Below are 11,324 nucleotides of genomic sequence, written 5' to 3' on the forward strand. Positions count from 1 at the left end.
CCGGGCGCCTCGACCGACAACCTCCACGCCACCTGGTCACCGCACATCCCTGACCGGTGCCTACACCTCCTCGTCGCACCCCTCCCCCGGTGGGGTCGGGCCCACCGGAAAGCGGGCCACCAGGCGCGCCCCGCGCGCCGAGTCCTCGATCGTCAGGGTCCCCCCGTGGTGCGTGGCGATGTCGCGGGCGATGGGAAGGCCCAGGCCCGCGCCGCCCGAGGTGCGGGTGCGGGAGGCGTCGAGGCGGGTGAAGCGGTCGAAGACGCGGGCGCGGTCCGTCAAGGGAATGCCGGGCCCGTCGTCCGTCACCGTGAGGGTGACCGTGGTGCCGTCCGAGGTCACCGTCACCCCGACCTCCGTCTTCGCGTGCCGGCAGGCGTTGACCAGGAGGTTGCGCAGGAGGCGTTCCAGGCGGGTCGCGTCGCCGTGGACGACGGCGGGCGCGGGGGCCTCGCAGCGCAGGCCGAGATGCGCGGCGTCCGGGAGGTGCTGGTGTTCGCGGACCAGATCCTCCGCCAGGGCCGCGAGGTCGACCGGTTCCCGTACCGGCGTCAGCGAGCGGTGGCTCGCGAGGAGCAGCAGATCGTCGGCGAGCCTCTGGAGCCGTACGACGTCGGCGGCGGCCTCCGCCACGGCCTCCGGCCAGTCGGTGACCGAGTCCGGGTGGTGCAGGGCCGTCTCCAGCTGGGTCCGCAGGGCCGCGAGGGGGCTGCGCAGTTCGTGGGCGGCGTCCGCCACGAACTGCTGCTGACGGGCCGAGGCCTGCTCCAGGCGGTCGAGCGTGTCGTTCGTGGTGACGGCGAGCCGGGTGATCACGTCGCCCGTGGGCGGGACGGGGACCCGGCGGTCCAGGGACTGGCCGGTGATGTCGGCGAGTTCGCGCCGGATCGCCTCCACGGGGCGGAGCGCCCGCACCGACGTGACGTGGACGAGCACCCCCGTGACCAGGGCGACCAGCGGCGCCCCCGTGGTCAGCATGATCCAGTACACCGGGCCGTAGGGTTCGGCGTACGCCTGTCGCTGGACCTCGATCGCCACCGCGAAGAGTCCGCCGGTCGTGGCCGCCGCCGCGAGGACCGTACGGCTCCGGTACGACAGCCGGACCGCGCCGCCGCCCACCGCGGCCCAGACGACCGCCGCCGTCAGCACGCCCGAGGACGGGCCGATGGACATCAGGCCCCAGCGGTACGCCTCCTTCGCGACGAGCCATGGCTTGTGCGGGTTCTCGTGGAAGAGCCACTGCGTGTACGTGAGGAAGAGGGCCCCCGAGGTCAGGCCGGCGATCACCGCCGTCCTCAGCCGGGCCGTCCGCACGTGCCCCCGGCCCGCGAACCAGGCGACGGTCGCGACGAACAGCGCGCCGACGAGGAAGCCCGGCCAGGCGAGCGCCGCGATCTCCGGGCCCACCCGGTCGGTGGCGATCACCTCGGGAATGACCCAGGGCAGCGCGCCCTTCGCCAGGTCCGCCGCCTGGAGCCGGATCACCGCCACCGCCACGACGGACCAGGCGGCGAGCCCGGCCGCCGCCGCCTGCCCGTACCGCCGCCACCACTCAGCCACGGCCCCTCCCCGCCACCCGGTAGCCCGCGCCCCGTACCGTCTCGACCGTCTCCGTCCCGAAGGGCGCGTCGATCTTCTTCCGTACGGCCCTGATGTAGACGTGCACGATGTTCGGGTCGCCCGTGAAGTCCGCCGACCACACCTCGTCGAGGATGTCGAGCGTCGGGACCACCTCGTCGAGGCGCAGCAGCAGGCACTGCAGGACCGCGAACTCCTTCGGGGTGAGGGCGATCTCCGTCCCGCCCCGGCCGCAGGTCCTGCGGGCCTGGTCGAGCCAGAGGTCGCCGCACTCCAGGAGCGTGCGGGTGCGGGCGCCGCCCCGGCGGAGCAGGGCGCGGAGCCGGGCTTCGAGGACGACGTACGAGAAGGGCTTGGCCAGGTAGTCGTCGGCGCCGGTGTCGAGCCCCTCGGCCTCGTCGTACTCGCCGTTCTTGGCCGTCAGCATCAGCACCGGCACGTCGTTGGACTCGGCGCGGAGCCGGGAGCACACCTGGTAGCCGTTGAGGCCGGGCAGCATGATGTCGAGCAGGACGGCCGCGTAGCGGTGTTCCCGGGCCAGGTGGAGTCCGGTGACGCCGTCGTGGGCGACGTCGACCGTGTACCCGACGGCGGAGAGCCCGCGCCGCAGCGAGGCGGCGATCCGCACCTCGTCCTCGATCACCAGTACGCGCATGGGGTCGAGTATCGCCCGGCCGCCGAAGCCTCCCCTGAGGAAATCCTCAGGCTTCCTCAGGGCCCCTTCAGGGGTGATCGCCGAGGGTCCCCGCATGGCTGTGACCACCGCTCCCCCGGCCCTCGTCCGCCCCGCCGGATCCCGTACCGTCCCCGCTCTCCTCGCCTTCGCCTTCCTCGTCCCGTACGCGGTGTTCGCGCTGCGCGAGCACGCCCGGTTCCGGACGACCGGGTACGACCTGGGGATCTTCGGGCAGGCCGTGCGCGCGTACGCCGAGGGGCGGGCGCCGGCCTCGGAGATCCGGGCCGCGACCGCCCCGGCCGGCTTCACGGGCGACGCGTATCCGCTGCTCGGGGACCATTTCCATCCCGTCCTCGCGCTCCTGGCCCCGCTCTACCGTCTCGTCCCGCACGTCGGGACGCTGCTCGTCGCGCAGGCCGCGCTGGTCGCCCTCGGCGCCTACGTCCTGGCGCGCACCGCCCAACGGCACCTGCCGGAGCGGAGGTTCGCCCCGATGGCTCTCGGGACGGCGTGCGGGCTGGGCTGGGGGACGCAGCAGCTGCTCGGCTTCGACTTCCACGAGGTGGCCTTCGCCGTACCGCTGCTCGCCCTGGCCTGCCGCGCGTACCTCGACGGGCGGACCCGGGCGGCCGCCTGCTGGGCCGCCGCCCTGCTCCTGGTGAAGGAGGACCTGGGGGCGACGGCGGCCGTGTTCGGGCTGCTCCTGACGCGCCAGGACCGCCGGACCGGGCTGTTCCTCGCCGTCGGGTCGCTCCTCGCCACGGCACTGGTCCTGTACGGAGTGATCCCGGCGTTCGCGCCGGACGGACGGTACCTGTACGCGGGCCAGGTCACCGGCGCGTACGGGCTCCTCGACGGCTGGCCCGTGAAGTCGCTGACCCTGCTCCTGCTGCTCGCGGTGACCGGCGGGCTCGTGGTGCGCAGTCCGCTCGCCCTGCTGCTCCTGCCCACCCTGGCCTGGCGGTTCACCTCCGCCAATCCGGCGCACTGGGAACCGGGGCTGCACTACTCGGCGGTGCTCGTGCCGGTCGCCTTCGCCGCCCTCGTGGACGCGCTGCGCAGGGGCGTGCGGCTGCCCCTTTCCGTACGCCCGCCCCTTTCCGTACGCCTGCCCCTCGCCGTACGCCCGCCCCTTTCCGTACGCCTGACCCTCGCCGTACCCCTCGGCGTCGCCCTCCTCCTGCTGCCCGCCCAGCCCCTCGCCGCCCTCGCCACCCCCGGTTTCTGGGAGGACGGCCCCCGCGAGACGGCCGCCCGTGACGCCGTGGCCCTCGTCCCCGACGGGGCCCGGGTCGCGGCGAGCAACAGTCTCGCCCCGCACCTGACCGACCGGGCGACCGTGCACCTGGTCGCGGACGGCGTCCTCGACCGGCGGCCGGCCGTGGAGTGGATCGTGGCCGACACCCGGGAGCCGTGGCCCGCGGGGGCGGTCGAGCGCGTCCTGCGGCAGGCCGGGGGCCGGGGGTGGCGGGTGGTGCGGGAGGAGGGCGGGATCGTCGTCCTCGCGCGTCAGCGGGCGTAGGAGCCGAGGCCGACGAGGCAGTAGACGTACTCGCTGATGGTGGTGCCGTTCATCGTGTACCGGTGGGAGAAGGCGTACTCCGTCCTGGGGTTGGAGTTGCAGTTGTTCATGTCGGAGGTGAAGGGGAAGGTCTGGATGACCTTGTAGTGGGCGTCGGACGCCGAGCACGGCACCTCGTCGACGCCGCTGACGCTCTGCGCGGTCTCGGAGTTCGGGAGGGTGCCGTTGAGGCAGGTGCCCTTCTCGTACGGGTCGGGCTCCTCCTCGGTGGGGGTGGGCGTGGGGGTGAAGACGGGGTCGCCGGTGGGCTCCGGCTCGTACGTGTAGGTCGACGTGGGGACCGGGCCTGCGCTGCCGGGGCTGTCGTCCTCGTCGTCGTTGAAGAGGTACGAGCCGCCGACGAGCGCGCCGACGACCAGAAGCACGACCAGGCAGCCGAGGCCGCCGGACTTCCTGGGGGCCGCGGGGGCCCCGGCGACCGTGATGCGCAGGTACACCGTGCCGTCGCCGAGCCTCGCCGCGACGAGTTCGCCGTGGCGGCAGGGGCGGACGGTGATGTGGGCGGGGCCGGAGGGCAGCTGGACGGTGAGGATCACGCCCTGGGCGGCCTGTTGCGGGGTGAGGGTGAGGGGGATCTCTTGCGTCGGCACCGGCTGCTCCTGGGATGGGGAGAGGCGAAGGGCTGCCCATATGACGTGTACGCGAAGGGAGTTGGTTGCACTCCTCGCGGTCAGTTCCCCGTCCGCGCCCTCAACTCCCCCTTCACCACCTTCCCGCTCGCGTTCCTCGGCAGCTCCTCCACGAACTCGACCTCCCTCGGGACCTTGTAGTTCGCCATCTCCCGGCGCGACCAGGCGATGACGTCGTCGGCCGTCAGGGTCGAACCCGGTCGCCGGACCGCGAAGGCCTTGCCGACCTCGCCGAGGCGGGGGTCCGGGACGCCGATGACGGCGACGTCCGCGATGTCGGGGTGCAGGCCGAGGAGCTGCTCGATCTCGGCCGGGTAGGCGTTGAAGCCGCCGACGATGAACATGTCCTTCAGGCGGTCGGTGATGCGGAGGTTGCCGGCCTCGTCCAGGACCCCGATGTCACCGGTGCGCAGCCAGCCGTCCGCGTCGATCGCCGCCGCCGTCGCCTCCTCGTCCTCGAAGTAGCCGCTCATCACGTGGTGGCCCCGGACCAGGACCTCGCCGTCGTCGGAGAGGCGGAGTTCGGTGCCGGGGATGGGACGGCCAGAGGTGGTGGCGATCGTCCCGTCGGGGTCGTCGCGGCGGCACATGGTGACGATGCCGCTCGCCTCCGACAGGCCGTACGCGGTGAGGACCGTGCCCACGCCCAGCTCGGCGCGGAGGCGTTGGACGAGCCGCAGCGGGACGACGGCCGCGCCCGTCACGACGAGGCGGAGGGTGGAGAGGTCGTGCGCGGGGCGGGCCGGGTGGTCCAGGAGGGACTGGTGGAGGGTGGGCGGGCCGGGGAGGACGGTGACGCGCTCGGCGGCGATGTTGGCGAGGACGGTGTCCACGGTGAAGACGGACTGGGGGACGATCACCGCGCCCCGCATGAGGCAGGCGAGGACGCCGGCCTTGTAGCCGAAGGTGTGGAAGAAGGGGTTGACCACGAGGTAGCGGTCGCCCTCCCGGAGGCCGGCGAGCTCGGACCAGACCGCGTAGCAGCGCAGGGTCTGGGCGTGGCTGATGACGGCGCCCTTGGGGCGGCCGGTGGTGCCGGAGGTGTAGATGATGTCGGAGGGGGACGCGGGGTCGATGCCGTCGGCGCGGGCGCGGACGCGGGCGGCCGGGACGGTGTCGCCCTCCGCGAGAAAGGCCTTCAGGGTCGTCCAGCCCTCGTCGTCGGGTGCTGTGTCACCGAGGACCACCACCCGTTCGAGGTCGGGGAGTTCGAGGCCCGAGCGGCGCAGGGAGGCCACGTACGAGGTGCCGAGGAAGGTGCCGGTGACGAAGAGCAGCCGGGCGCGGGAGCGCCGGAGGACGTAGGCGGCCTCGGTGCCCTTGAAGCGGGTGTTCAGGGGGACGAGGACGGCGCCGGCGGTGACGGCGCCGAGGGCGGAGACGATCCAGTCGAGGGTGTTGGGGGCCCAGATCGCGACCCGGTCCCCGCCGCGTATCCCGGCGGCGAGGCAGGCGGCGGCGGCCCGTTCGACGCGCTCGCCGAGTTCGGCGTACGTGACGCGGACGCGGCCGTCGACGACGGCCTCGCGCTGCCCGTGGCGCTCGGCCGCCGCCCGTACGAGGCCGGGGATCGTGCCCCACTCCAGGTCGCCGCGCGGGTCCCTGCCCGGGTCCGTGTCCACGTCCATGCCCAACCTCCCTGTAGCTGACTATCCGTCAGATTAGTTGTAGCCTGACGCGCTGTCAGCAGTGCTGCCCCATGAGGAGGTTCGGTGCTCAAGGACGCCACGGCCATCGTCGGGATAGGACAGACCGCCTTCGCGAAACAGCTCCACGAGACCGAGAAGACCCTCGCCTGCCGGGCGATCCTCGCCGCCCTCGACGACGCCGGGATCGACCCCGGCGAGGTCGACGCCTTCGCCTCGTACACGATGGAGGAGACCGACGAGGTCGAGGTGGCGAAGGCCATCGGAGCCGGCGACGTCACCTTCTTCAGCAAGGTGGGGTACGGCGGCGGCGGCTCCTGCGCCACCGTCGGGCACCTCGCCGCCGCCGTCGCCACCGGGCAGGCGGGCGTCGGGGTGGCATGGCGGTCACGGAAGCGGGGTTCGGGCCCCCGCCCCTGGAAGAACACCGCCGTCCAGCTGCCCACCCCCGGCCAGTGGACCCGCCCCTTCGGGCTGCTCCGCCCCGCCGACGAGATCGGCATGCTCGCCCGCCGCTACATGCACGAGTACGGCGCCACCCGCGACCACCTCTTCAACGTCGCCCTGGCCTGCCGCAACCGCGCCAACCAGAACCCCGCCGCGATCATGTACGAGCGGCCGCTGACCCGCGAGATGTACATGACCGCCCGCTGGATCAGCGAACCCCTCTGCCTCTTCGACAACTGCCTGGAGACCGACGGCGCCCTCGCCTGCGTCATCGTCTCCGCCGAACGCGCCCGCGACTGCCGCCACAAGCCCGTCTACGTGCACGCCGCCGCCCAGGGCCTGCCCGCCCAGCACCACGGCATGGTCAACTACTGGAACGACGACCCGCTCTCCGGCCCCGCCTGGACCGCCGCCCGCCACCTGTGGAAGCAGGCCGACTTCGGCCCGGACGACGTGGACGTCGCCCAGATCTACGACGCCTTCACCCCCCTCGTCCCCCTCTCCCTGGAGGGCTACGGCTTCTGCGGACGCGGCGAGGGCGGCGCCTTCACCGAGGGCGGCGCCCTGGAGATCGGCGGCCGGCTGCCGCTCAACACCGGCGGCGGCGGGCTCTCCGAGGCGTACGTGCACGGCTTCAACCTCATCAACGAGGGCGTGAAGCAGCTCCGCGGCACCTCCACCGCCCAGGTCCCCGACGCGGCCACCTGCCTGGTCACGGCGGGCGAGGGCGTCCCCACATCGGCCATCCTGCTGCGCGCCTGAGGAGCTGATCACCGTGCTGAACCCCGTCATCGACGAGGACGGCGCCCCCTTCTGGGAGTACGCCGCCCGGGGAGAGCTCCGCGTCCAGGCCTGCGCCGACTGCGGCGAGCTCCGCTTCCCGCCCCGCCCCTGCTGCCCGCACTGCCGCTCCTTCGACAGCGAGTGGCGGCTCATGTCCGGACGCGGCCGGATCTGGTCGTACGTCCTCCCCCACCCGCCGCTCCTGCCCGAGTACGCCGCCCAGGCCCCGTACAACGCGGTGCTCGTCGAACTCGCCGACGCCCCCCGCATCCGCCTCGTCGGCAACGTCGTCGCCGCCCCCGACGCCCCCCTGAACTCGGTCGACCCGGCCCGGCTGCGCATCGGCGCCCCCGTGCGGGTCGCCTTCACCGAGATCGGCGGCGTCACCGTCCCCCGCTGGCTCCTGGAGCGGGCATGAGCATCCGCGTCGAGCGCGACAAGGAGACCGGGGTCGCGGTCGTCACCCTCGACCGGCCGGAGAAGCACAACGCCGTCACCCTCGGCATGGCCCGCGAACTGGGCGCCGTCTGGCGGGGCTTCCGGTACGAGGACGAGGTCCGGGCGATCGTCGTCACCGGCGCCGGCGACCGGGCCTTCTGCACCGGGATCGACCGGGAGGACGCCGGAAGGATCCCGCAGCCCTCCTCCCCGTACACGATCGACGACCCCCTCCTCACCCTCGGCCCCAAGGCCAACGACCTGTGGAAACCGGTGATCGCCGCCGTCGAGGGCATGGCCTGCGGCGGGGCCTTCTACCTGCTCGGCGAGGCGGAGTTCGTCATCGCGGGCGAGAACGCCACCTTCTTCGACCCGCACACCACCTACGGCATGGTCAGCGCCTTCGAGACCATCCACATGGCACGGAAGATGCCGTACGGAGAAGTCGCCCGGATGGCCCTCATGGGCACCGCCGAACGGGTCTCCGCCCGTCGCGCGTACGAGACGGGTCTCGTCTCCGAGCTGACCGGACCGGGCGGCGCGCTCGACGCCGCGCGGGCGGCCGCCGCCGTCATCGCCTCCCACCCGACCGAGGCCGTCCAGGGGACGGTACGGGCGCTGTGGTCGGTCGACGAGGCCGCCCGCGCCCAGGCCCTCGCCCACGCCTCGCACCTGGTGACGCTCGGAAACCTGCCACCGGAACGGCAGGGGGAGCTGTTCACCCGAAGGAGTGGCGGGTACCGGCTCCGATAGCGGCTGCGCAGGTCCGTTCCGACGGACCCGGCGGTCAGCTGCTCGGGGTGGCGGACGCTTTGGCGCGCACGTCGCGCACGTAGCAGTTCTTCACCTTGTCGAGGGCCTTCGGGTTCTTCATCGCGAGCTCGAAGGTCTTGTCCTCGTGGGCCCCCACCGTGACGACCGTCGTGACCGAGTCGACCGCAAAACCCGTGACGCCCTTGAACTCCAGCGTCACCTCGTACGTCCCCGGGAGCGCGTCGTGCGAGGAGATCCTCAGGGTCGCCGTGGTGTCCGCCTTCCGGGCGGGCCCGCCCTTCCGCTTCTTCTGCGCGGGCTTCACGCAGTCGACGACCACGACCTCGACCTTCGCCGACGTGGGCGAAGGACTCGCGGTGGCCGTGGAGCCGCCGGAGCCGCTGTAGTCGTCGTTGCCCTGCTCGTCGCTGGAGCAGCCGCCGCCCGAATCGTCATCGTCGTCGGAGTCCGAGTGGCTCCGGCTCTTGCCGCTCTTGCTCTTGCCGCTCTTGCTCTTCCCGCTGCTGCTCTTCCCGCTGCCGCCGCCGCTGCTCCCGTGGCCGCCCTTGCCGGTGTGGAAACCGGTCAGCGCGAGGACCACCACCGTGAGCGTCGCCGCGAGCTTCACGCGCGTCCGTACCATCGCCGGCCCCGTTCTTTCTGTCGTGTCCGCGCCACCCTAGCGCCGCTCCCGCGCCGCCTGGCGGGGCCCCCTCACCCGGCGTAGCGTCGGAAACGAGGGCCGGACCCGCCGAGGAGGCCGCACCGATGATCCGCGACACAGCCGGCTCCGTCCTGGCTCTCGCCGGAGCGACGGCCGCCGTCTGGAGCCCCTTCCGTGCCTGGTACGACGGCCGTCCCGGGCGGGACTACGCCATCGACGAGCTGTTCACCGGCATCACGGACGCGAAGGCCGACGTGCTGGGCTCCATCCTGCTGCCCTTCGCCTTCGCCGCCCTCGTCACCCTCGTCGGCGTACTGCTCCGCTCCCGCCTGCTCGTCGCCGTCGCCGGGATCGTCGTCCTCGGCTTCACCGTCCTGTGGATGGTGCGGGTCGGCCAGGTGGAGGAAAGCCTCACGCTCGGCACCGACGGCAAGGGACTCGGCGACGGGGTCGGGTACGCCTTCGGCGGCGGGGTCCTGCTGCTCCTCGGCGCGCTCGTCATGCCGGGCCGGCACCACGCCCCCCGGCCGAGCCGGGTGTCCCGGCACAAGCACCCGCCGCTGGACGGCCCGCCGAAGGACCGGCCCGGGGCGGACCGAAGCCCGACGGATCAGGCCCCGACGGACCGGCCCCCCGCGGATCAGGCCCCGGCCGACCGGCCCCCTGCGGACGAGGGCCCGACCGGCCGGACCCTCGCGGACGGGCCGCGGTCGGACCCGTCCTCCGCGGCCCCGACCCAGACCTACGACATGCCCACCCGGGACCGGGACCGGGACGACGGCAGTCCGCCGCCCCCGCGGTCCTAGCGCGCCGCCGCGCCCCTGCCCGTCGCCGTGCCCTTGGCCGCGTCGAGCGCGTACACGCAGCGGTCCTTGCTGCACGCGTACACGACCCCGCCCTTCGCCACCGGCGAGCCGGTGATCTCGCCGCCCGTGGCGAGCTTCCAGCGGAGCTGACCGCCGGTCGCGTCCAGGGTGTACAGGACATGGTCGGCCGAGCCGAAGTGCACCCGGCCGTCGGCGACGACCGGGGAGCCGACCAGTTCGCCGCCCGCCGCGAACCGCCACCGGGGGGTGCCGGTGACCGCGTCGAGCGTGTAGAGCGCGCTGCCGCTGCCGACGTGGACGTTGCCGTCCGCGACGAGCACCGGCTCGGCGGACTGGCGCGGCTCGGTCGCGATCCGCCAGCGGTCCTGGCCGGTGGTGGCGTCGAGGGCGTACACGGTGCCGAGGTGGTCCGAGAGGTACACCCCGCCGCCCGTGACGGCCGGTCCCGGTGCGAACGCGGGCGGGGAGAGGAAGACCGCCGGCGCCTCGAAGTGCCAGCGGACGTGCCCGGCGGCGATGTCGATCGACAGGACCCGGGTCCCGGCGGAGACGTACACGCAGCCGTCCTCGGCCGGGGCCACCCGGACCGGCACGTTGGCGCAGGAGGCGGCGTCGCCGATCGGGTACGACCAGCGCTCCACGCCCGTGCGGGCGTCGAGGGCCTGGAGCCGGGCGTCCCGCCACACGTACACGGTGTCGCCGTGCACGGCGGGCCCCGCCTCCGGGGTCTCGAAGTCGGTCTGCGCGCCGGTGAGCTCCCACAGCTTGGCGCCGTTGGAGGCCTCCCAGCCCTGCACCCCGCCGCCGCGCGTGCCGGTGACGACCGTGCCCCGGTCGACCTTCAGCGAGTACACCCAGGCGTCCGTGTGCAGGCGCCAGCGCTCGCCGCCGTCGGCGGCGTCGAGGGCGTACAGGGTGGGTCCGTCGGAGGCGTGGATGCGGCCCGAGGCGACGGCCATCGACCAGGCCACGTCCCGGGTCTTGAACTGGCGCCGGCCGCTGCCCGTGTCCAGGGCGTGCACCTCGAAGGAGGTCACGTACAGCAGGTCGCCGTCGACGACCGGGGTGCCCCAGACGTCGTTCGACATCCGGAAGCGCCAGGGCCGCCAGTGGCCGGGCTCCGGCGGGGGCTGCGGGGCCGCCGTCTGGTCGGTGCCCTGCGAGGGCACCGACGGACGGGAGCCCTGCTGCGGTGCCTGCTCGGCGCCGTGGGGGCCGCCGCCGGGCGGGCGGATCCAGCCGGTCGCGGGGCCCGCGTCGGCGCCCCGGCCGACGGCGAGCGCCGCCCGGGTGTCGGCGAC

General features: G+C 73.7%; 11 protein-coding genes. 5 read left to right on the forward strand and 6 right to left on the reverse strand.

Annotated elements, in window-relative coordinates; genetic code table 11:
* Positions 1-60: 60 nt before the first annotated feature.
* Both ABZ318_RS09235 and ABZ318_RS09240 read right to left on the reverse strand, forming a co-directional pair.
* Positions 61-1,560 carry a HAMP domain-containing sensor histidine kinase gene (locus ABZ318_RS09235; RefSeq protein WP_356901844.1) on the reverse strand — a complete coding sequence of 500 codons (1,500 nt, stop codon included), beginning with the start codon at positions 1,558-1,560 and terminating at the stop codon, positions 61-63.
* Positions 1,553-2,233, reverse strand: coding sequence for a response regulator transcription factor (locus tag ABZ318_RS09240; RefSeq protein ID WP_356901845.1), 681 nt, complete (start codon positions 2,231-2,233; stop codon positions 1,553-1,555). The genes ABZ318_RS09235 and ABZ318_RS09240 overlap by 8 nt, the downstream gene beginning before the upstream one ends.
* A 94-nt stretch (positions 2,234-2,327) precedes the next feature.
* Between ABZ318_RS09240 and ABZ318_RS09245 the strand changes: the two genes are divergently transcribed.
* Positions 2,328-3,776, forward strand: coding sequence for a DUF2079 domain-containing protein (locus ABZ318_RS09245; protein WP_356901846.1), 1,449 nt, complete (start codon positions 2,328-2,330; stop codon positions 3,774-3,776).
* On the opposite strand, the gene ABZ318_RS09250 is transcribed toward ABZ318_RS09245, so the two are convergent.
* Together ABZ318_RS09250 and ABZ318_RS09255 are read right to left on the reverse strand one after the other, a co-directional pair.
* Entirely contained in the window at positions 3,764-4,426 is a 663-nt protein-coding gene (locus ABZ318_RS09250; protein ID WP_356901847.1) for a hypothetical protein, read from the reverse strand. The two genes, ABZ318_RS09245 and ABZ318_RS09250, sit on opposite strands and share 13 nt — an antisense overlap.
* An 80-nt stretch (positions 4,427-4,506) precedes the next feature.
* A complete protein-coding gene (locus ABZ318_RS09255) occupies positions 4,507-6,093 on the reverse strand; it encodes a FadD3 family acyl-CoA ligase (protein ID WP_356901848.1) in 1,587 nt (528 codons plus the stop codon).
* An 84-nt stretch (positions 6,094-6,177) separates the two neighbouring features.
* Here ABZ318_RS09255 and ABZ318_RS09260 point away from each other — a divergent pair, with 84 nt between their 5' ends.
* Genes ABZ318_RS09260 through ABZ318_RS09270 form a run of 3 tightly spaced genes read left to right on the forward strand, consistent with a single transcriptional unit; the run spans position 6,178 to position 8,532 of the window.
* Entirely contained in the window at positions 6,178-7,320 is a 1,143-nt protein-coding gene (locus ABZ318_RS09260) for a lipid-transfer protein (RefSeq protein WP_356901849.1), read from the forward strand.
* Between the two features lie 13 nt (positions 7,321-7,333).
* The gene (locus tag ABZ318_RS09265; RefSeq protein ID WP_356901850.1) at positions 7,334-7,759 is read left to right on the forward strand and encodes an OB-fold domain-containing protein; all 426 of its coding nucleotides are present in this window, start codon (positions 7,334-7,336) and stop codon (positions 7,757-7,759) included.
* Positions 7,756-8,532, forward strand: coding sequence for an enoyl-CoA hydratase/isomerase family protein (locus ABZ318_RS09270; protein WP_356901851.1), 777 nt, complete (start codon positions 7,756-7,758; stop codon positions 8,530-8,532). Before ABZ318_RS09265 ends, ABZ318_RS09270 begins: the two co-directional genes overlap by 4 nt.
* A gap of 34 nt (positions 8,533-8,566) precedes the next feature.
* Here the strand turns inward: ABZ318_RS09270 and ABZ318_RS09275 are convergent, their stop codons facing one another.
* Positions 8,567-9,175 carry a hypothetical protein gene (locus ABZ318_RS09275; RefSeq protein WP_356901852.1) on the reverse strand — a complete coding sequence of 203 codons (609 nt, stop codon included), beginning with the start codon at positions 9,173-9,175 and terminating at the stop codon, positions 8,567-8,569.
* 125 nt (positions 9,176-9,300) lie between these two features.
* On the opposite strand from ABZ318_RS09275, the gene ABZ318_RS09280 reads away from it, so the two are divergent.
* Entirely contained in the window at positions 9,301-10,002 is a 702-nt protein-coding gene (locus ABZ318_RS09280; RefSeq protein ID WP_356901853.1) for a hypothetical protein, read from the forward strand.
* On the opposite strand, the gene ABZ318_RS09285 is transcribed toward ABZ318_RS09280, so the two are convergent.
* The coding region (locus ABZ318_RS09285) for a PQQ-binding-like beta-propeller repeat protein (RefSeq protein ID WP_356901854.1) at positions 9,999-11,324 on the reverse strand (1,326 nt) is incomplete at its 5' end. The genes ABZ318_RS09280 and ABZ318_RS09285 overlap by 4 nt on opposite strands.

Origin of the sequence: Streptomyces sp. NPDC006197, assembly GCF_040613865.1 — a bacterium.
GTDB lineage: Bacteria > Actinomycetota > Actinomycetes > Streptomycetales > Streptomycetaceae > Streptomyces.

Coding starts and splice junctions, on each gene's coding strand:
- ABZ318_RS09245 (WP_356901846.1), top strand. CDS start 2,328: ATGGCTGTGACCACCGCTCCCCCGGCCCTCGTCCGCCCCGCCGGATCC.
- ABZ318_RS09275 (WP_356901852.1), bottom strand. CDS start 9,175: ATGGTACGGACGCGCGTGAAGCTCGCGGCGACGCTCACGGTGGTGGTC.
- ABZ318_RS09240 (WP_356901845.1), bottom strand. CDS start 2,233: ATGCGCGTACTGGTGATCGAGGACGAGGTGCGGATCGCCGCCTCGCTG.
- ABZ318_RS09255 (WP_356901848.1), bottom strand. CDS start 6,093: ATGGACGTGGACACGGACCCGGGCAGGGACCCGCGCGGCGACCTGGAG.
- ABZ318_RS09270 (WP_356901851.1), top strand. CDS start 7,756: ATGAGCATCCGCGTCGAGCGCGACAAGGAGACCGGGGTCGCGGTCGTC.
- ABZ318_RS09280 (WP_356901853.1), top strand. CDS start 9,301: ATGATCCGCGACACAGCCGGCTCCGTCCTGGCTCTCGCCGGAGCGACG.